This is a genomic window from Actinacidiphila glaucinigra (assembly GCF_035918135.1).
Lineage (GTDB): Bacteria > Actinomycetota > Actinomycetes > Streptomycetales > Streptomycetaceae > Actinacidiphila > Actinacidiphila glaucinigra.
Window position 1 is genome coordinate 917,245 of sequence record NZ_CP109144.1, and the last position, 22,178, is coordinate 939,422.

The window sequence follows — 22,178 nt, forward strand, 5'->3', positions numbered from 1 at the left end:
TCGACGGAATTACGGCCGTGGTCGGCCGGATCCGTCGGCCGGGGCACGCAAGGGGCCGACCCGCGCGGTGCGGGTCGGCCCCTTCGGCGTGTGCGGGCGGTTACCGGCCCTCGACGAGGCTCTTGGGGCGCAGGTCCGTCCAGTGGGTCTCCACGTACTCCAGGCACTCCTGGCGGCCCGCCGGACCGTGGGCGACCGTCCAGCCGGCCGGGACGGTGACGAAGTCCGGCCACAGGCTGTGCTGGCCCTCGGCGTTGACCAGGACGGAGTAGACGCCGTCGGGGTTCTCGAAGGGGTTGCTGCTCATCGGGTGGTTTCCTTCCGTGTGACCAGGGCCGCAAGGGCCCGGAACCAGGTCTGCGCCAGATCCCGGACGGCCTCCTCGGTGAGGAGTTCGCCGGCGTAGGCCCAGTGGGCGCTCAGCTCGGGGCCGCCGGGGCGGTCCTCGGTGAGGGCGTTGAGGGTGAGGGCGTGCGACATGGGCATCCCGGGGTCGGCGTCGAGGTCGGCGGCGTCGCCCTCCGGCGCGTACGACCAGTCGGCGGCCTCGGGGACGCCGAAGCGGCCCATGTAGTTGAACTCGATCTGCGGTTCGGCGAGCAGGGCCAGTTCGGGCCCGGTGACCGGGTTGAGGTGGCGCAGCAGGCCGTGTCCGACGCCGCCGGTGGGCGCGGCGGTCAGGTGCTCGCGGACGCGGGCGACGGCCTCGTCGGGGTCGAGGCCCGCGTGGCCCGGGTCGAGGCGGACCGGGACGACGCTGGTGAACCAGCCGATGGTGCGGGACAGGTCGGCGTTGCCGGCGAGTTCCTCCTCGCGGCCGTGGCCTTCGAGGTCGACGAGGACGGCGCTGCCGGGTTCGGCACCGAGCACCCTGGTCCGCCAGTCGGCGACGGCCCGCGCGAAGGCGGTCAGCAGCACGTCGTTGACGCTCGCGCCGTACGCGGCGGGCACCCGCCCGAGCAGCGGCCCGGTGACGTCGGCGGGCAGGGTCAGCGACAGGTAGCGGGTGCTCTCCACGGTGTCGCGTTCCGTGTCCAGCGGGCGGGCCAGCGGCAGGCCGGCGCCGTCCGCGAGGACCGAGGTCCAGCGGGGCAGTTCGTCCTCGCGGGAGGGGTCCTGCGCGCGGGCGGTGAGCAGTTCGGACCAGCGGCGGAAGGAGACGTCCACGGGGGGCAGTTCCGGGGCGCGGCCCGCCGCGACGGCCGCCCAGGCGGTCTCCAGGTCGGGCAGCAGGATGCGCCAGGTCACGCCGTCGACGACGAGGTGGTGCAGGAGCAGCAGCAGCCGTCCCGGCCGTCCGGGCCCGGCGTCGAACCACACGGCGCGCACCATGTCGCCGGTGTCCGGGTCGAGTCCGGCCCGCGCGGTGAGCGCGTGGGCGGCGATCGCCTCGCGCAGCGCGGTGTCGTCCGCGCCGGGGACGTCGGCGCGGGCGAGCCAGGAAGCCACGTCGACGGTGCCCGGGGCGGGCACGCGCAGCGCCCACTGCTCGCCGCTGTCGCCCTTGTGGCACGGCTGGGTGCGTGTGCGTTCCAGGCGGGCGCGGAGCATGTCGTGCCGGTCGGCGACGGCGCGCAGGACCGCCAGCAGGCCGTCCTCGTCCATGTCCGCCGGGGTCTGCAGGAGCGCGGCCTGGTGGTAGCCCCAGATGGGGCCCCCGCGCTCGCGCAGGGCGTGCATGATCGGGGTGAGCGGGACGAGGCCGGTGCCGTCGTCGTGGGTACGGACCAGCTCGTCGCCGGCGAGCGGGACGGCGACCTCGGCGAGCGAGGCCACGTCGCGGTGCTGGAAGACCTGGCGCGGGGTGATCCGCAGTCCGGCCGCGCGGGCCCGGCTGACGAACTGCATCGCGACGATGCTGTCGCCGCCGAGGGCGAAGAAGTCGTCGTCGGTGCCGACGGCCTCCGCGGGCAGGCCCAGCACCTCGGCGACGATGCCGCACAGGGTGCGTTCGGTGTCGTTGCCGGGCCTGCGGCCGCCGGTGCCCGCGGTGAAGTCGGGGGCGGGCAGCGCCTTGCGGTCGAGCTTGCCGTTGGACAGCAGCGGCAGCCGCTCCAGGACGACCACGGCCGCGGGGACCATGTACTCCGGCAGGCTCGCGGCCACGTGGGCGCGCAGGGCGGCGGGGTCGGCGCTCCGGCCCTCCGCGGGGACGACGTAGCCGACGAGCTGCCGTACGCGGGGCCGGTCCTCGCGGGCGGCGACGACGACCTGGGCCACCGTGTCGTGCGCGGCGAGGGCGGTCTCGACCTCGGCGAGCTCGACCCGGTAGCCGCGGATCTTGACCTGGTCGTCGGAGCGGCCGGCGTACTCCAACTGCCCCTCCTCCGTCCACCGGGCGAGGTCGCCGGTGCGGTACATGCGGGCGCCGGGCGGGCCGTACGGGTCGGCGACGAAGCGCTCGGCCGTCAGGTCGGGGCGGCCCAGGTAGCCGCGGGCGAGCCCGGCGCCGGACAGGTACAGCTCGCCGGTGACGCCGGGCGGCACCAGGCGCAGCGAGGCGTCGAGGACGTGGGCCCGCGTGCCCCGGACCGGGCGGCCGACGACGGGCCGGCCGCTGTCGGCGATCCGTCCGACGAGGGCGTCGACGGTGGCCTCGGTCGGCCCGTAGAGGTTGAAGGCCTCGGTGGACTCCAGCGCCGCCAGGCGCGACCAGAGGGCGTCGGGTACGGCCTCGCCGCCGACGCCGACCACCGCCAGCGGGCAGTGCCCGCCCTGGATCAGGCCCGCGTCGGCCATCTGCGCCAGCAGTGACGGGGTGACCTCGATGAAGTCCAGCCCCTCGGCGCGGATGAGGGCGGCGAGGCGCTCCGCGTCGCGGCGCGTCTCGTCGTCCACGATGTGCAGCGCGTGGCCGTCCAGAAGCCACAGCTGCGGCTGCCAGGAGGCGTCGAAGGAGAACGACCAGGCGTGGCCGACCCGCAGGTGGCGGCGGCCGGTCAGTTCCCTGGCGCGGTCGTGGAGGTCGTGGCGGTGGCTGTGGAAGAGGTTGGCGAGGCTGCGCTGGGTGACGACGACGCCCTTGGGGCGGCCCGTCGAGCCGGAGGTGTAGATGACGTATGCCGGGTGGTCGGGCGCCGGGGCCCGCGGGTCCGCCTCGGGCAGCCCGTCGAGGGCGTCCAGGCGCAGCACCGGGACGTCGGTCGCGGGGAGCGACCCGGCGAGTTCCCGTGTGGTCAGGATCAGCCTCGGCCTGGCGTCCGCGAGCATGTCCAGGACGCGGTCGGCCGGCAGGTCGGGGTCGATCGGCAGGTAGGCGGCGCCCGCCGTCATGACGGCGAGGATCGCCGTGATGTGGTCGGCGCTGCGCGGCAGCGCCAGCGCCACGATTCCCTCGGGGCCCGCGCCCGCGCCGGCCAGCACGCGGGCCAGCCGGTCGGTGTGCGCGGCGAGTTCGGCGAAGGTCCACGTCACGGAGGCGTCGGTGACGGCGACCGCGTCCGGGGACGCCGCCGCCTGCGCGGCGAACAGGGCGGGGACGGTGGAGTCGGCGGCCCGCGGGAGCAGGGCCGTGTCGTTCCAGGTCTCCAGCAGCAGGCGCCGGTCGGCGTCGCTGAGGATGTCGACGCGGCCGACGGCGGTGTCCGGGTCGGCGGCCATCGCCGCCAGGACGGAGAGCATCGCCGAGGCGATGCGGCCGGCGGCGGCCGGGGTGAACAGGTCGGGGCGGAACTCCGCCGTGAGGCGCAGGCGCTCGTCGGGCTCGACGGCCCAGGCGAACGGATAGTGCGTGGAGTCCTCGTGTTCGCGCACGGACAGGCTCAGGCCCGCGTCGTCGGTGCCGTCCGCGACCGGGTAGGACTCGAAGACCATCAGCGTGTCGAAGAGGTCGCCGAGCCCGGCGCCGCGCTGGATGTCGGCCAGGCCGAGGTGCTGGTGCGGCAGCAGGCGTGACTGCTCGTCCTGGAGGCGGTCCAGCAGGGCGCCGACCGGCTCCTGCGGGCGCAGCCGGACGCGGACCGGCACGGTGTTGATGAACAGGCCGATCATGGACTCGACGCCGTCCAGCTCCGGCGGGCGTCCGGCCACGGTGGCGCCGAACACCACGTCGTCGCGGCCGGTCAGCCGGGACAGCACGACTCCCCAGGCGGCCTGTACGAGCGTGTTGACGGTGAGGCCGCGGCGCCGGGCGAGCGCGCCGAGCGCCCGCGTCAGCTCCTCGTCCGCCTCCACCGTGTGGGTGCGCGGCACGACCGGCGCCCGGTTGGCGTCGGCGGGCACCAGGTGGGTGGGCTCCTCCAGTCCGTCCAAGGCCGCGGCCCAGGCGGCCGCGGAGGCCGCCGTGTCCTGCTCGGCGAGCCAGCGCAGGTAGTCGCGGTAGGGGGCGGTGGCGGGCGGGGTGGTCCCGTCGTGGAGGGCGGTCAGTTCCGCCATCAGGCGGGGCACCGACCAGCCGTCGAGCAGCAGGTGCTGGTGGGAGAGGGCGAGGCGGTGGCCGCCGTCGCCGGTCCGGGCCAGCAGCAGGCGCAGCAGCGGCGGTTCCGCGGGGTCGAAGCGGCGGCGTTCCTGCAGGAGGAGGCGTTCCCACTCCGCCTCGGCGTCCGGGGCGGCCGTGAGGTCGACGTGGCGCCACGGCAGCGGCACCGAGCGCGGCGCCACGGCCACGGGGCGGCCGGAGGAGAGGTAGCGGAAGCCCGCGCGCAGGCTCTCGTGCCGGTCGAGCAGGGCCTGCCCGGCGGCGCGCAGCCGCTCGGGGTCGAGCGCGCCCTGGATGTCGTACGACACCTGGACGGTGTAAACGTCGGGGCCCTGGTCGCCGGAGTCGAAGGAGGCGTGGAAGAGCAGGCCTGCCTGGAGCGGGGAGAGCGGCAGCGCCTCGGCCGCTGCGGCGCCGGGTAGTTCGGCGCGTTCGGCGTCGGTGAGGCCGGGCAGCAGTTCGCTGCCGGCTGCCGTGCCGCGGCGGACGGTGTCGGCGGCGACGGCCGCCAGACCCGCGGGGGTCTTGTGGCGGAAGACGTCGCGCGGCGTGATCGTCAGCCCGGCGGCGCGGGCCCGGACGACGAGCTGCATGGCGACGATGCTGTCTCCGCCCAGGGTGAAGAAGTCGTCGTCCGCGCCCACCCGTTCGAGGCCGAGGACGTCGGCGAACAGCCGGCACAGCAGCTCCTCGCGCGGAGTGCGCGGCGCGGTCGCGGTGACCTGGGCGGCGAAGTCCGGCGCGGGCAGGGCAGCGCGGTCGAGCTTGCCGTTCGGCGTCAGCGGGAGGGTGTCCAGGACGACGAAGGCGGCGGGCACCATGTGCTCCGGGAGCGCGGCGGCGGCGTCGGCACGCAGGGCAGCCGTGTCGGGCTCCTGCCCGGCGGCGGGGACGACGTAGGCGACCAGGCGCTCGTCGCGGAGCAGGACGGTGGCCGAGGCGACCGCGGGATGCCGGGTCACCGCGGCCTCGATCTCGCCCGGTTCGACGCGGAAGCCGCGCAGCTTGACCTGGTCGTCGGCGCGCCCCAGGTACTCCAGCACCCCGTCGCGGGTCCAGCGGGCCAAGTCGCCGGTGCGGTACATGCGGCTCCCCGGCTCCCCGTACGGGTCGGCGACGAAACGCTCGGCGGTCAGGTCGGACCGGCCGAGGTAGCCCCGCGCCAGCTGGACGCCGGCGAGGTACAGCTCACCCGGTACGCCCGGGGGAACCGGGCGCAGCGAGGCGTCCAGCACGCAGGCGCGGGTGTTCCACACCGGGCGGCCGATGGGGACGGTGGCGGCCCCCGGCGTGACCTGGTGGGCGGTGACGTCGACGGACGCCTCCGTGGGGCCGTACAGGTTGTGCAGCCCGGCCGTGCGCAGCACCTCGTGGAAGCGGGTGGCGAGCGGGGCGGGCAGCGCCTCGCCGCTGCAGATCACGCGGCGCAGGCCCGTGCAGCCGGCCGCGGCAGGCTCGTCGAGGAAGGCGCGCAGCATCGACGGCACGAAGTGCGCCGTGGTGACGCCGGCCCGCTGGATCAGCTGCGCCAGATAGGCGGGGTCCTTGTGGCCCTCGGGGCGGGCGACGACGAGTGTCGCACCGGTGATCAGCGGCCAGAAGAACTCCCAGACCGACACGTCGAAGCCGGCCGGCGTCTTCTGCAGCACGCGGTCCTCGGCGGTCAGGCCGTAGGCGTCCTGCATCCACAACAGGCGGTTGACGATGCCTTCCTGCGGTACGACGACCCCCTTGGGGCGGCCGGTCGAGCCGGAGGTGTAGATGACGTAGGCGGGACGGCGCGGGTCGTACGCCTGCGGGAGCGGGCCGGTGGGGGCGTCCGCCGCCGAAGTGCCGTCGGCGTCGACCATGAGGCGCGGCGCGCCGGTGTCCGGCAGGGCCACGCCGTCGGTGGTCACCACGCACGCCGGGCGGGCGTCGGCGAGCATGAACGCCAGCCGCTCCGCGGGGTAGCCGGTGTCCAGTGGCAGGTAGGCGCCGCCCGCGCGGTGGACGGCGAGCAGGGTGACGACCAGGGCCGCGGAGCGGGGCAGCGCGACCGCCACCGTGGTCTCCGGGCCGACGCCGGCGCCGGCGAGGACGTGCGCGAGGCGTTCGACGCGGGCGTCCAGCTCCGCGTACCCGACGGCGGTGTCCTCCACCAGCAGCGCGGGCGCGGACGGGGTCGCCGCGGCCTGGGCGCGGAACAGCTCGGGGAGGGTGAGGCCGGGCACGGCGTGACCGGTGGCGTTCCACTCCCCCAGGACGCGGGCGCGTTCGCCGTCGTCCAGTACGTCGAGCTGCCCGACCGGCCGCTCGGGTTCGGCGGCGGCCTGCTCCAGCAGGCGTTCCATGCGGCGGGCGAGGAGTTCGGCGGTCGGCCGGTCGAAGAGGTCGGCGCTGTACTCGATCCAGCCCTGGATGCCGTTGCCCTCGCCCTGCTCGACGAAGTCGAAGCTGAGGTCGAACTTGGCGGTGTCCTGGGCGAACGGCTCCGGCCGCGCCGTGAGTCCCGGCAGCACGGGCACGCCGGCACGCTCGGCGAGGTGGACGACCATCACCTGGAACAGCGGGTGGCGGGCCAGGGAGCGGCCCGGGTTGAGTGCCTCGACCAGGCGCTCGAAGGGCAGTTCCTGGTGCTCGTACGCGGCCAGGTCGGCCGCCCGGACGCGGCGCACCAGCTCGGCGAAGCCCGGGTCGCCGGACAGGTCGGTCCGCAGCACGAGGGAGTTGACGAAGAAGCCGACCAGGTCCTCCAGGCGCTCGTCCCCGCGCCCGGAGACGGGCGCGCCGAGCGGGATGTCGTCGCCCGCGCCGAGCCGGTGGAGCAGGGCGGCGACGGCGGCCTGGGAGACCATGAACATGCTGGCGCCCTCGCGGCGGGCGAGCGCGCGCAGGGCGCGTTCCTGTTCGGGCCGGATCGTGAAGCCCACGGTGCCGCCGGTGTGGGAGGACTCCTGGGGGCGCGGCCGGTCGGTGGGCAGCGCCAGTTCCTCGGGGAGGCCGCGCAGGGTCTCGGTCCAGTACGCGAGCAGGTCGTCGCCGGAGTGCTCCAGCAGCTCGCGCTGCCAGAGCGTGTAGTCGGCGTAACTCACCGGCAGCGGCGCCCAGTCGGGGGCGTGGCCGGCTGCGCGCGCGGCGTAGGCGGTGCCGAGGCCGGCCAGCAGGGCCCGGTCCGACCACTCGTCGGTGGCGATGTGGTGCAGCACCAGCAGCAGCACGTGCTCGTCCTGCCCGGTCGCCGCCAGGGCGGCGCGCAGCGGGAGTTCGCGCTCCAGGTCGAACGGCCGGGCGGCGATCGCGGGCAGCTCGTCCGGCGAAGCGCCGCCGAGTGTCACGCGCGCCTGCTCCGGGGCCAGGACGTGCTGCTGGGGCACGCCCTCCACGGCCGGGAAGACCGTGCGCAGGGTGGTGTGGCGGGCGACGAGGTCGTTCAGCGCCTCCTCGAGCGCGGCACGGTCGAGGGCTCCGGTGAGGCGCCAGGCGGCCGGGAGGTTGTAGGAGGGGTCGGCGGCGTCGACCTGGTGCAGCAGCCACAGCCGGTGCTGGGCGGAGGACAGCGGCAGCCGCTCGGGCACGGCGCGGCCGGCGGTCAGGGCCGGGCGCTCCCCGGCGCCCGGGCCGTCGAGGAGGGCGGCGAGCCGGGCGACGGTGGGCGCGTCGAAGACGGCCCGCAGCGTCACCTCGACGCCGAGCGCGGTGCGGATGCGGCTGATCAGGCGCATCGCGAGCAGCGAGTGACCGCCGAGGACGAAGAAGTCGTCGTCGATGCCGACCCGTTCCAGGCCCAGCACGACGGCGAACTGCTCGGCGAGCAGCTCCTCGCGCGGGGTGCGGGGCAGGCGGCCGCCGACGGCCGAGGAGAGGTCGGGCGCGGGCAGCGCGGCCCGGTCCAGCTTGCCGTTGACGGTGCGCGGCAGGGCCGCCAGGTCCACGAACACCGCGGGCACCATGTGCTCGGGCAGCGCGGCGGCGACGCGGGCGCGCAGCGCGGCCTGGTCGGGGGCGTGGCCGGGGGCGGCGACGACGTACGCCACCAGGCGCGGCACGCCCGGGGTGTCCTCGCGGACGAGGACGGCGGCCGCCGACACACCGGGAGCGGCGGTGAGCACGGACTCGATCTCGCCGGGCTCCACGCGGAAGCCGCGGATCTTGACCTGGTCGTCGGTGCGGCCCAGGTACTCCAACGAGCCGTCGGCCCTGCGTCGTGCCAGGTCGCCCGTGCGGTACATGCGCTCGCCGGGGGTGCCGTACGGATCGGCGACGAAGCGCTCGGCCGTCAGGTCCGGCCGGCCGAGGTAGCCGCGGGCCAGGCCCGCACCGGCGAGGTACAGCTCGCCGGGCACGCCGAGGGGCGCCGGGCGCAGCCGCTCGTCGAGGACGTACGCGCGCGTGTTGTCCAGCGGCGCCGCCCACTCGGGGCGACCGCTGTGGCGTCCGTAGGCGTCGACGGACGACTCGGTGGGCCCGTACAGGTCGTGCACCTCGGTACCGGGGAGCGCCGCCAGCCGCTGCCACAGGGCGGGCGGGGTGGCCTCGCCGCCGACGGTCAGGACGGCGGGCGCGTGGCCGCCCGGGGCGAGGAAGCCGTGGTGCATGAGCTCACCCAGGTAGGTCGGGGTGAGGTCGACGTAGTCGGCGGCCTGCGCCTCCAGGTGCGCCAGGAGCGCGGCGGGCTCCGTCATCGTCGTCTCGTCGACGACGTGCAGTTCGTGCCCCGCGAGCAGCCACAGCAGCGGGTCCCAGGAGGCGTCGAAGCTGAACGAGGCGGTGTGCGCGGCCTTCAGGACCACGCGGCCGGTGGCGCGGACGGCCGGTTCGATCATGTCGCGCAGGTGCGCGCCGAAGAGGTTGGACAGGCCCCGGTGGGTGCCGACGACCCCCTTGGGGGTGCCGGTGGAGCCGGAGGTGTAGATCGTGTACGCGGCGCTCGGTGCCGGGTACCCGGCCGGGGGTACGAACTCGGCCTCGGGCAGCGGCCCGTCGAGCAGCAGCCGCGCGGCGCCCGGCACGGCCGGGAGGCGTTCGGCGAGTTCCGCGGTGGTCAGCAGGCAGACCGGACCCGCGTCGCGGAGCATGAACTCCAGGCGCTCGGCGGGCAGTGCGGGATCCAGCGGCAGGTAGCCGGCGCCCGAGGCGAGCACTCCGAGGATCGCGGGGACCATGGCGTGCCGCGGCAGCGCGAGGCCGACGACGGTCCCCTCGGCGGCGCCGTGACCGCGCAGCAGCCCGGCGATGGCGTCGACCCGCTCGCCCAGTGCGGCGAAGGTCAGCGCGCCCTCGGCGGTGACCAGCGCCGTCCGCTCCGGGTGGGCCCGGACGGTGTCGGCGAGGATCTCCGGCACCGCGCGGGTCTCGGCGGGGTGCCGCGCGGTGTCGTTCCAGGCGACGGCCGCGGCCTCGTGCTCGGCGGGCGTGAGCAGGTCGAACTCCGCCAGCGGGAGGTCGGGGTGGGCCGCGGCCTGCCGCAGCAGCAGGACCAGCCGGGCGACGAGCAGCGCGGCGGTGGCCTCGTCGGCCAGGTCGGTCGCGTACTCCAGCAGCAGTGCCAGCGGGTGCGCCTCGCCGTGGTCGACGAAGGTGAAGTCGAGGTCGAACTTGGCCGTGCCGGTGTCCATGTCGAACCACTCGGTGGGCAGCCCGAAGACCTCGGGGTCCCCGTCCGGGCGGTGGTGGTAGCCGAGCATCACCTGGAACAGCGGGTTGCGGCCCGCCGCGCGCGGCGGGTTCACCGCTTCCACGACCCGGTCGAAGGGCATGTCCTGGTGCTCGAAGGCCGCCAGCGCGGACTCACGGACCCGGCCGAGCAGCTGACGGAACGTCAGTGCGTCGCCTGACAGGTCGGTGCGGAGCACGAGGGTGTTGACGAAGAAGCCGACGAGGTCGTCCAGGCCGCTGTCGGTGCGGCCCGCGATGGGCGCGCCGAGCGGCACGTCCTCGCCCGCGCCGAGGCGGTGCAGCAGAGCCGCGGTGGCGGCCTGGAACAGCATGAACATGCTGGTGCCGGTCGCGGTGGACAGCTCCCGCAGCTCCCGGCCGAGGTCCACCGGGACCGCGCCGCGCACGATGGCCCCGGCGCCGGTGGGCGCGGCGGGACGCGGCCGGTCGAGCGGCAGCCTCAGCTCCTCGGGCAGGTCGCGCAGCCGCTCGGTCCAGTAGGCGAGTTGCGTGCCGCCGACCGTGCCGAGGAGGCGCTCCTGCCAGAGGGTGTAGTCCGCGTACTGGACGGGCAGCGGCTGCCGGGCCGGGGCGGAGCCCGCGGCGCGGGCGGCGTAGGCGGCCGTCAGGTCCGCCATGAAGGGGCGGTCGGACCACTCGTCGGTGGTGATGTGGTGCAGCACGACGGCCACCACGTGGTCGTCCTCGCCGACCCGGAACACCTCGCAGCGCAGCGGCAGTTGCTGCGCCAGGTCGAAGGGGCGGCGCTGCGCGGCCTCGATCAGCCCCGGGAGGCCGGACTCGGCGCACTCGGCGACGGTGAACTCGGGCAGTGCCTCGCCGGCGGGGACGATCCGCTGGAAGGGCTCGCCGTCCTGTTCGCCGACGAGGGTGCGCAGCGCCTCGTGGCGGCCCGCGACGTCGCCAAGGGCCAGGCGCAGGGCGTCGGTGTCGAGGGCGCCGCGCAGCCGGAAGACGAGGGGGAAGTTGTACGCCGCGCCGCCGCCGGTGAGGCGTTCCACCAGCCACAGGCGGCGCTGCGCGGCGGAGAGCGGAACACGCCCCGGCCGTTCGGCGGCCGCGGTGAGCGCGGGGCGGGCGGGGCGTCCGGCGTCCGCGCGGACCGCGAGCAGGGCGGGCGTCGGGGCCTCGAAGAGGTCGCGGATGGCGAGCTCGGCGCCGAGTTCGGTGCGGGCCCGGCTGACCAGGCGGGTGGCGAGCAGCGAGTGGCCGCCCAGGTCGAAGAAGCCGTCCTCGGCGCCCACCGACGGCAGGCCCAGCACCTCGGCGAACAGGCGGCACAGCACCTCTTCCTGCGGGGTGCGCGGTCCTCGTCCGCCGCCGAGGGCCACGGCCGGCTCCGCGTCGGGCAGCGCCCGGACGTCGAGCTTGCCGTTGGCGTTCATCGGCAGCCGGTCGAGGGTGACGAAGGCCGCCGGGACCATGTACTCGGGCAGTTCGCGCTTGAGGTCCTCGCGCAGCACGCGCACGAGGGCGCTCGCGTCGCGGGCCGCCGCCGGTTCGTTGGCGTAGGGTGCGCTGCCGCCGCCCGCCCGGTACAGCCCGGCGGTCGTGCCGGTGGCGCCGGCGGGGACGAACACGGCCTCGTATGTGCCCGTCTCGGCACCCCACGTGGTGAGCACGCGGTATCCGAGACCGGCGCCCAGGTCGTGCAGGGCCTCGGGGTCGACGCCGTCCGGCCGGACGCGGCCGTCCGGCACGCCGGTGACGCGCAGCCGCTCGGGGCGCTCCTCGCGCAAGCGCTCGGGAAGCCCGGGCGACCAGGCCGCCTCGGGCTCGTCGCCGAGCCGGAGGGAGGGCTCCGCCCGGTAGAGCACGGCGTCGTAGCGGTGCCGGGTCAGCTCGTTGTGGTGGTGTCCGCGCTTGGTGCGCAGGTCGAGTCCGTACCCGAGGTGCGCGAAGAAGTCGGGGTCGACCAGGAGTTCCTTCTCCAGGCGCAGACCGCGCTCCACGGCCCGCTCGAACTCCGCGCCGTCGGTGCCCCGGGCGCGCTGGATCTCGGTGTGGAAGGTGCGGACGAGCCGCAGGTTGCGGACGTCGCCGACGAAGAGCGCGCCACCGGGGGCGAGCAGCTCCATGGCGCCGCGCACGACCGACTCCAGGTAGGCCGCGCTGGGGAAGTACTGGATGACGGAGTTGATGACGACCGTGTCGAAGTACCCGGTGGGCAGCCCCTCCAGGTCGTCGGCGGGCCGGCAGCGCAGCTCGACCTTCGCCGCCAGCTCAGTGTCGCGCCGCAGCTCCTCGCCGATCTTGCGGATGACGGGGGCGGCGAAGTCGGTGGCCCAGTAGGCCTCCGCGTCCGGGGCCAGCCGGGACAGCAGCAGGCCGGAGCCGACGCCGATCTCCAGGACGCGGCGCGGGCGCAGTTCGCGGATGCGGGCGAGGGTGGCCTCGCGCCACTCGTGCATGTCGTCGAAGGGGATGGGCTGCCCGTCGTAGGAGCTGTCCCAGCCCGCGTACTCCTCGGTGAAGACGGCGGTGGAGATCTCCTCGTACTCGTCGGAGTAGATCTCCTGCCACTCGCCGACCTGGGCGCGCTCGGTGGACTCGCGCTCGGCGGCGTCCGCGGGGGCCGGGACGACGTAGCCGACCAGCCGGTCGTCGCGGACGACGACGGCGGCCTGCGACACACGCGGGTGGCGGCTGAGGGCGCTCTCGATCTCGCCGGGCTCGACGCGGTAGCCGCGGATCTTGACCTGGTCGTCGGTGCGCCCGAGGAAGTCCAGGTTGCTATCCCGGCCCCGCCGCACGAGGTCGCCGGTGCGGTACATCCGCTCGCCGGGCTCGCCGAAGGGGTCGGCGACGAACCGCTCGGCGGTCAGCCCCGGCCGGTCCAGGTAGCCGCGGGCCAGGCCGATGCCCGCGATGTACAGCTCGCCGGGCACGCCGTCCGGCACCGGGCGCAGCCAGGCGTCGAGGATGTGGGCCCGGGTGCCGCGGATCGGGCGGCCCACGGTCGGGGTGGCGCTGTCGTGGGTGCCGCCGCCGAGGGTGTTGATGGTGTACTCGGTCGGGCCGTACAGGTTGTAGCCGTAGGTGCCCTCGGTGTCGCGCAGCCGCGTCCAGACCGTCTCGGGGACGGCCTCGCCGCCGAGCAGCACCAGCGGCGGGACGTGCCCTTCGAGCAGCCCCTCCTCGATGAGCAGCCGGGCGTAGGTCGGGGTGACGTTGACGACGTCGATGCGGTGCCGCTCGCAGTACGCGGTCAGGGCCTGGGCGTCACGCCGCAGCTCCTCGTCGCAGACGTGCACTTCGTGGCCCTCGACGAGCCACAGCAGTTCCTCCCACGACATGTCGAAGGCGAAGGAGACGGTGTGCGCGACGCGCAGCCGCCGCCCGCCCGCCGACGCGATCGCCGGTTCGAAGATCTCCTTCTGGTGGTTGAGCTGCATGTTCGTCAGGCCCCGGTAGGGGGTGACGACGCCCTTGGGGCGGCCGGTGGAGCCCGAGGTGTAGATGACGTACGCGGGGTGCTCCAGGCTGAAGCTCGCCACGACCGGGGCGTCGGACAGCTCCGCCAGCTCGGCGGCGACGGCCGGGTCGTCGAGGAGGACGCGCGGGGTGCCGGCGTCCAGAGTGGCGGAGACGGCTGCGTTGGTCAGGAGCAGCAGCGGCCGGGCGTCCTCCAGCATCAGGGAGAGCCGGTCGGCAGGGTGGTCCAGTTCCAGCGGCAGGTAGGCGGCGCCGGTGCGCAGCACGGCGAAGAGGGCCACGACCATGTCCAGGGAGCGCGGCAGGCCCAGCGCGACGACCTTCTCCGGTCCCGCGCCGCGGGCGAGCAGCAGCCGGGCCGTGCGGTTCACGGCCGCGTCCAGCTCGGCGTAGGTCAGGGTGCGCTCGCCGAAGACGAGCGCGGTGGCGTCCGGGGTCCGGGCGGCCTGCGCGGCGAGCAGGTCGGCGACGGTCTCGGTGGGCTCGGGAACCCGGCTGCCGTCCCACTCCCGCTCCAGGGCGGCGTGTTCGGCGGGCAGCAGCGGGTCGAGGCGGCCGACGGGGGCCGTCAGGTCCTCCGCCATGCGCTCCAGGAGCAGGGTGAAGCGGTCCAGCAGCGCGCGGGCGGACTCGTGCGGGACGACGTCGGGCCGGTGCGCGAGCGTGACGAGGACGCGCTGTCCCGGCGTCACGATCAGGTTGACGGGGTAGTGCGTGGCGTCCACGTTGGCGACGGCGGTGGCGCCGTGCTCGGTGCGCAGCCGCTCCAGCCGGTCCTCGGTGTCGTTGTTGCGCAGGACGAAGAGGGTGTCGAACAGCCGCCGGTGGCCGGTCTCGGCCTGCAGGACGCCGAGGCCCAGGTACTCGTACGGCATGAGTTCCAGCCGTTCGCCCTGGATGCGCCGCAGCAGGTCGAGGACGGTCTCCGCCGGGTCGAGGGCGACCCGGGCGGGGACGGTGTTGAGGAACATGCCGATGACGTTCTCGACGTCCGGAACTTCGGTGGGCCGGCCCGCGACGGTGGTGCCGAACACGACGTCGGCGCGGCCGGTCGCGGAGGCCAGGGTCAGGCCCCAGGCGGCGTTGAGCACCGTGTTGAGGGTGAGGCCGTGGGCGCGGGCCCGCTCGCGGAGGCGGTCGCCGAGCTCCGCGGGCAGCAGCGTGTCCAGCTGCTCGGGGATGACGGGTTCCAGGCCGGTGTCGGCGACGGCCGGGACGAGCAGGGTGGGCTCCTCCAGGCCCGCCAGGGCGGTGCGCCAGGCGGCGGTCGCGGCGGCGTCGTCCTGGGTGCCGAGCCAGGCCAGGTAGTCCCCGTAGGAGCCGGGGCGCGGCAGGCCCGTGTCGTCGCCGCCCGTCGCGTAGAGGGCGAAGAGCTGGTCGAGGAAGAGCCAGGCGGACCAGCCGTCCCACAGGATCAGGTGGCGGCCGATGACGAGGCGGTCGCCGTGCTCCGCGCCGCGGCGTACGAGCAGCATGCGGAACAGGGGCGGCGCCGACAGGTCGAAGCGGCGGGTGCGCTCCTCGTCCATCAGGGCGCGCAGCCGCGTCTCCTGCTCGGCCGCGGGCAGGGCCGACAGGTCGACCGTCTCCAGCGGCACCGCGGGCTCGGCGACGATGAACTGCACGGGCTGGCGCTGCCCGTCGCTGGTGAACCCGGCGCGCAGGCCCGGGTTGCGGGCGAGCAGGGTGCGGGCGGCGGCGCGCAGCCGGCCCTCGTCCAGGCGCTCGGCGAAGTCGAAGGTCTCGTGGACGGTGTAGACGTCCAGGGCGCCGTCGTCGTAGGCGGAGTGGAAGAACAGGCCTTCCTGGAGCGGGGCGAGCGGCCAGATCTCGGCAACCGCTCCCCCGGCGGTGCGGTGGACGCGCTCGGTCTCCTCGGGCGTCAGCTCCGGGCGGACGGGCCCGGTGCGGTCCCGGGCCGCGGCGCCGGTGCGGGCGGCCAGGGCGAGGGCGGCGGGGGTGCGGTGCTCGAAGACGTCGCGCGGGGTCAGTTCGAGGCCGGCGGCGCGGGCGCGGCTGGCCACGCCGATGGAGCTGATGCTGTCGCCGCCGAGGAGGAAGAAGTCGTCGTCGGGACCGGCGTCCGGCAGGCCGAGGACGGCGGCGAAGACCTCCGTCAGCGTCCGCTCGCGGTCGGTGCGCGGGGCCCGGGCGGGGGCGCGCTCGGCCTCGGGCGCGGGCAGCGCGGAGCGGTCGAGCTTGCCGCTGGGGGTGAGCGGCAGCGCGTCCAGCACGACGAGGGCGTCCGGGACGAGCGGCGCGGGCAGCACGTCGGCCACGGCGGCGCGCAGGGCTGCGGTGTCCGGTCGGGCGCCGTGGGACGGCACGACGTACGCGACGAGGCGCTGCCCGCGCACCGTCACCGCGGCCTGGGCGACCTCCGGGAGCCGTACGAGGGCGGCCTCGGACTCGCCGGGCTCGATGCGGTTGCCGCGCAGCTTGACCTGGCGGTCGGTGCGGCCCAGGTACTCCACGACACCATCGGCACGGCGACGCACGAGGTCGCCGGTGCGGTACATGCGGGTGCCCGGGGCGCCGTAGGGGTCCGGGACAAAACGCTCGGCGGTGAGCGCCGAGCGGCCGTGGTAGCCGCGGGCGAGCTGCACGCCCGTCAGGTAGAGCTCGCCGGGCACGCCCTCCGGCACGGGGTGCAGGCAGGCGTCCAGCACCCGCAGTCCGGTGTTCCACACGGGGCGCCCGATGGGCACGGTGGTGTCCGGGGCGCCGTCGAAGGGGTGGTGGGTGACGTCGACGGCGGCCTCGGTGGGGCCGTAGAGGTTGTGCAGCGGCACTCCGGTGAGTGCCCGCCAGCGCGCGGCGGCACCGCCGGGCAGGGCCTCGCCGCTGCTCAGGACGCGGCGCAGGCCGGCCGCCCACGACGCGTCGGCGGTGACCTCCGGGGTGCTGAGGAACGCCTCCAGCATGGAGGGCACGAAGTGCATGGTGGTGATCCGCTGTTCGCGGACGAGCCCGGCGAGGTAGGCCGGGTCGCGGTGTCCGTCCGGCCGGGCGAGGACGACGGCTGCGCCCTCGCACAGTGGCCAGAAGAACTCCCACACGCTGACGTCGAAGCTCGACGGGGTCTTCTGCAGGACGCGGTCGTCGGCCGTCAGGCCGTACTCGCCCTGCGTCCACGCGAGGCGGTTGACGATGGCGCGGTGGGTGACGACGACGCCCTTGGGGCGGCCGGTGGAGCCGGAGGTGTAGATGAGGTACGCGGGGTCGTCGGGCCCGGCCGCGTCGACCGCGGCGGTCTCGGCGTCGTCCTCGGCGTCGTCCTCGGCGGGGGCGTCGACCAGCAGTGGCGTCAGGCCCTCCACGGAGGGCAGCCGCGGGGCGTCGGCCGCCGTGGTGACGACGGTGGCCGCGCCGGAGTCGGCGAGCATGTAGGCGACGCGCTCCGCCGGGTAGTCCAGGTCGACCGGCAGGTAGGCCGCGCCGGACTTGAGGACGCCGAGCAGCGCGACCATCAGCTCCGCCGAGCGCGGGACCGCGACGGCCACGAAGCGCTCGGGACCCGCGCCGCGGGCGCGCAGCCGCGCGGCCAGCGCCTCGGCTCGCGCGTCGAGTTCGGCGTACGTGAGGGTGGTGTCGCCGTACACGACGGCGGTCGCGTCGGGCGTACGGGCGGTCTGCCCGGCGATGGCGGCGGGCAGCGTGGTGACGGGGACGGCGCGGACGGCGCCTTCCAGGTGGGCGGTGTCGTGCTCGCGCGGGGTGAGGAGGTCGACGGAGGCCACCGGGCGGCCGGGGTCGTCGGCGATCGCCTCCAGCAGCAGCGTGAGCCGGCCGCCGAGGGCGCGGACGGCGTCGGCGTCGATCCTGCGCGCGTGGTGCTTGAGCCGCAGGTCCATGCGGCGGCCGGGCTTCACGATGAGCGCGAGCGGATAGTGCACGGTGTCGTGGAAGGCGTGGCCGGTGACGCGCACGGTGCCGGAGGGGTCGGCGAGTCCGGTCTCGGCGGGGTAGTTCTCGAAGACGACGAGGGTGTCGAAGAGTTCGCCGCCGCCCGCGTGCCCGGCGGCACGCTGGATCTCGGCGAGGCCGAGGTGCTGGTGGTCCAGCAGTGCGCTCTGCTCGTCCTGCAGGCGGCGCAGCAGTTCGCCGAGGCCGGTGGCCGGGTCCCAGGCGAACCGGGTCGGCAGGGTGTTGATGAAGAGGCCGACCATGGAGTCGATGCCGTCGACGGCGACGTCCCGGCCGGAGACGGTGGTGCCGAAGACGACGTCCTGCTGTCCGGTCAGCCGGCCCAGCAGCAGGCCCCAGGCGCCCTGCACGACGGTGCCGAGGGTGACGCCGAGTTCTCGGGCGCGGGCCGCGAGGCGGGCCGTGGCACGCTCGGAGAGCTCGACGCGGATCTGGGCGGGCTCCACCGGGCCGCCGTCTGCGGGCGCGTCCACCAGGCGCGTCGGGCCCTCCAGCCCGGCGAGCGCGGAGCGCCACGCCGCGCGGGCGGCGTCCCGGTCGGCGGCGGCGACGCGGCGAAGGTAGGCGGCGTAGGCGGGGACCTCGGGCAGGGGCGCCGGGTCGGGGGCGTACAGGGCCATCAGCTCGCGGTGCAGAACGGGCAGCGACCAGCCGTCTGCGATGATGTGATGGAACGTCAGCAGCAGGCGGCTGCGGTCCGCGCCGAGGCGGACGAGCGCGCAGCGCAGCAGGGGCGGCCGGGCGAGGTCGAAGGGGCGGGACCGCTCGTCGGCGGCGACGGCGTCCGCGAGGCCGCGGCGCACGTCGCCGTCCTGCGCGGACAGGTCGACCTCGCGCCAGGGCAGCACGGCGCCGCCGGTGACGACCTGGACGGGCCGGCCGTCGGGGAGCTGGCGGAAACAGGCGCGCAGTGGCGCGTGCCGCTCCAGGAGCCGTTCCATGGCGCGGCGCAGCGCGGCGCCGTCGACGGGGCCGGACAGCTCGACGGCCTGCTGGACGACGTAGGTGTCGTGGTCGGCGCCGTCGACGAGGGCGTGGAAGAAGAAGCCCTCCTGCAGCGGGCCGAGCGGCAGCAGCTCGTCGACGGTGACCGTCAGGTCGCCGCGTACGGCGGCCAGTTCGGCGTCCGTCAGCGACACCAGGGGCGTGTCCTCGCCCCCGGTGGCGGCGTCGTCCGGGCCGCCCTCCCGGGCGACCTCGGCGAGCGCGGCGACGGTGCGGTGCCGGAACACGTCGCGCGGGGTGAGCCGCAGCCCGGCGCGGCGGGCGAGCACGAGCAGTTGGATCGCGACGATGCTGTCGCCGCCGAGGGCGAAGAAGTCGTCGTCGATCGTGACGGTCCGCACGCCGAGGGCCCGTGCGTACAGGGCGCACAGCAGTTCCTCGCGGCCGTCGCGCGGGGCGCGGCCCGAGCTGAGGGCGGCGTAGTCGGGGACGGGCAGGGCGGCGCCGTCGAGCTTCCCGCTGGGCGTGACCGGCAGCCGGTCCAGGGGCACGAGGGCCGCGGGGACCATGTACTCCGGCAGGAATTCGGCGGCGTGCGCGCGCAGCGTCCGCATCAGCGCGGTGACGTCCCGGAAGGGGGCGGGCCGGTTGGCGGGCGGGCGGCCGCCGCCGGGCCGGTAGAGCGGTCCGGGGTCGGCGCCCTCGGGGACGAAGACGGCGTCGATGCTGCCGTCGTCGGCGTCGCCGGTCCAGGTGACGGCGGCGGACAGGCCGTGCCGCGCGGCGAGTTCGTGCAGCGACTCGGGATCGACGCTGCCGGCGCCGTCGGCGCCGGGACGGCTGCTGTCGTCGAGGACGGCGAGGGCGTCGAGGTCCTCGGTGAGGCGGGCGTTGGGCACGGCGGTGACGCGCAGCCGCTCCGGGCGCGCGGCGAGCCGGGCGTCCAGGGCGTCCAGGGCGTCCAGGCCGCCGAGGGCGGCCCATGAGATCTCCTCGGCCGCGTCAGGGGCGGCGTCCGCCGCCGGGCGCAGCACGACGTCGTAGCGGTAGCGGGTCAGCTCGTTGTGGTGGGTACCGCGCTTGACACGCACCTGCGCGGCGAAGCCGTCGAGGCCCGCGAACCAGTCGGGGTCGACGAGGAGTTCGCCCTCCCAGGCCACCGAGCGGTCGACGGCGGCGCGCAGCGCCTCCTTGTCGTCGGCGGCGCCTTCCTCGGCCCCGCCGCCCGCACCGCGGCGGCTCTCCACGGCGGCGCGCAGGGTGCGCAGCAGCCGCAGGTTGCGGACGTCGCCGACGAAGAGGACGCCGCCGGGCGCGAGCAGCGCGGCGGCCTTGCGCAGCACGTCCTCGAGGTAGTCCGCGCCGGGGAAGTACTGGGCGACGGAGTTGATGACGACGACGTCGAAGTGCCCCTCGGGCAGCCCCGTGGTGTCGTGTGCGGGGCGGGCCGACAGCTCCACGCGACCGGCGAGTTCCGGCACGCCGCGGATCTGGGCGCGCAGCGCGGCGACGGCCTCCTCGGAGACGTCGGTGCCCCAGTACGCCTCGCAGCCGGGGGCCAGGCGGGACAGGAGCAGGCCGCTGCCGACGCCGATCTCCAGGACGCGGCGCGGCGCGAGCGCGGCGATGCGCTCGACGGTGGCGGTCCGCCACTCGCGCATGTCGGCGAGCGGGATGGGCAGCCCGTCGTACATGCTGTTCCAGCCGGCGAAGTTCTCCTGGAAGCCCTCGGAGCCCGCGGCGGAGTAGAGGAGTTCGTGCAGGTCCTTCCACTCGGCGACCTCGGCCTCACCGTCGAGCGACGGCACGACGTACGCGGCCAGCCGCCGGTCGCCGGGCCGGTCCTCGCGGACGACGACGGCGGCCTGGGCGACGGCGGGGTGGGCGCGCAGCACGGACTCGATCTCGCCGGGCTCGATGCGGAAGCCGCGGATCTTGACCTGGCTGTCGACGCGGCCGAGGAACTCCAGGCGCCCGTCGGCCTTCCAGCGCACCAGGTCGCCGGTGCGGTACAGCCGCTCCCCCGGCTCGCCGAACGGGTCGGCGACGAAGCGCTCGGCCGTCAGGTCGGGGCGCCCGAGGTAGCCGCGGGCGAGTCCGGCGCCGCCGAGGTAGAGCTCTCCCGCGACGCCTGCGGGGACCGGACGCAGCCGGGCGTCGAGCACGTAGGCACGGGTGCCGGGGTCGGGAACGCCGATGGGGACGATGGTGCCGGCCGGGGTGTCGGGGTCGCACAGGCCGAGGGTGGAGTTGGTGGTCGCCTCGGTCGGGCCGTAGGCGTTGAACATCATGCGGCCGCGCGCGTAGCGGCCGACGAGTTCGGGCGAGACCCGCTCGGTGCCGGCGAGCAGCGTCGCCTCCGCGGGCAGGTGCACGTCGTCGGGCATGGCGGCGAGCAGCGCGGGCGGCAGGATCATGAAGGTGATGCCGTTGGCGTTCGCGTAGTCGGCGAGCGCCGGCCCCGGGACGCGCCGCTCCGAGGGCACGACGACGAGCCGTCCGCCGGAGAGCAGGCCGAGGCACAGGTCCCAGAAGGCGACGTCGAAGCTCGGGGAGGCGAACTGCAGCACCCGGCTGTGCGGGCCGATGCCGAAGCGCTCGCTCTGGGTGGCGACGAGCTTGGCGACACCCGCGTGGGAGAGGACGACGCCCTTGGGCCGGCCGGTGGAGCCCGAGGTGTAGATGACGTAGGCGGCGTTGGCGACGGTCAGCCGGCCGCCGAGGTCGGGGGCGTGGTCCGGCAGCCCGGCGAGTTCGGCGACGGTGTCCGGGGCGTCGACGACCAGCGTGGGCACCTCGCCGGGCAGTTCGGCGGCGACCTCGGCGGTGGTGAGGAGGCAGACGGGCGCGGCGTCGGTGAGCATGTAGGCGACGCGGTCGGCGGGGTAGTCGGTGTCGACCGGCAGGTAGGCGGCGCCGGACTTGAGCACGGCGACCTCGGCGACGATGAGTTCGGCCGAGCGCGGCACGGCCAGCGCCACCACCGTCTCGGGGCCGGCGCCCCGGGCGGTCAGGGCGTGGGCCAGCCGGTTGGCGCGGGCGTCGAGTTCGGCGTACGTGAGGCGGACGTCCTCGAAGACCAGGGCGGTCTCGTCGGGCCGGGTGCGGACCTGCTCGGCGAACATGGCGGGCCAGGTGGCGAGCGGTACATCGTGCCCGGTGTCGTTCCACTCGTGGAGGACGCGGTGCCGTTCCGACCCGTCCAGCAGCACGAGGTCGGCGACGGCGCGGCCGGGGTGAGCGGTGGCGTCGGCGAGCAGGGCGGCGTAGTGGCCGAGGATCCGGTCGACGGTCGACGTCTCGAAGAGGCCGGGGTGGTACGACGCGTGGACCTCGCCGGGTGTCACCCGCAGTTCGAGGTCGAGGGGGCCGCCGGCCCAGTCGCCGGCGGCGAAACCGGTGTTGCAGAGGAGACCGCCGCCGCGGGTCGCCGCGGCGCCCAGTTCGGCGGCGAGGGCGTCGGCGGGGACGCGGTGGGCGCGGGCCCGCTCCGCGGCCTCGGAGACCCGCGCGGTGAGCCCGGTGAAGGTGGTGTCCGCGGTGAGGGCGACGCGCAGCGGCAGCCCGTCGTGGGCGAGGACGAGGTCGGTGGCGCCGCCGCCGTAGTGGTGGAGCAGGGCGACGTACGCCGCCAGGTGCCGTTCCTCCGCCGCGGCCGTGCCGGGCAGCGCGCGGGAGCGGACCGCGGTGGGTCCCGCGGGGCCTTGCGGATAGGGGAGGTCGATGGGGAGGACGGTCTCCTGTGCGAGCGGAATCAGCCGCTCACGCCAGAAGTCCTTTGCCGTCATCACCAGTT

The 22,178-nt window shown here is 75.6% G+C and carries 2 protein-coding genes; both read right to left on the reverse strand.

What is annotated here, in order from left to right:
- Positions 1–100: 100 nt before the first annotated feature.
- Entirely contained in the window at positions 101–307 is a 207-nt protein-coding gene (locus tag OIE69_RS04005; protein WP_326570530.1) for an MbtH family protein, read from the reverse strand.
- Positions 304–22,170 (reverse strand): non-ribosomal peptide synthase/polyketide synthase, encoded by a 21,867-nt coding sequence (locus OIE69_RS04010; protein ID WP_326580963.1) that lies wholly within the window; start codon positions 22,168–22,170, stop codon positions 304–306. Before OIE69_RS04010 ends, OIE69_RS04005 begins: the two co-directional genes overlap by 4 nt.
- Between the last annotated feature and the right edge of the window lie 8 nt (positions 22,171–22,178).

Excerpts from the sequence above, each read along its gene's own strand:
- OIE69_RS04010 (WP_326580963.1), bottom strand. The coding sequence starts at position 22,170 with ATGACGGCAAAGGACTTCTGGCGTGAGCGGCTGATTCCGCTCGCACAG.
- OIE69_RS04005 (WP_326570530.1), bottom strand. The coding sequence starts at position 307 with ATGAGCAGCAACCCCTTCGAGAACCCCGACGGCGTCTACTCCGTCCTG.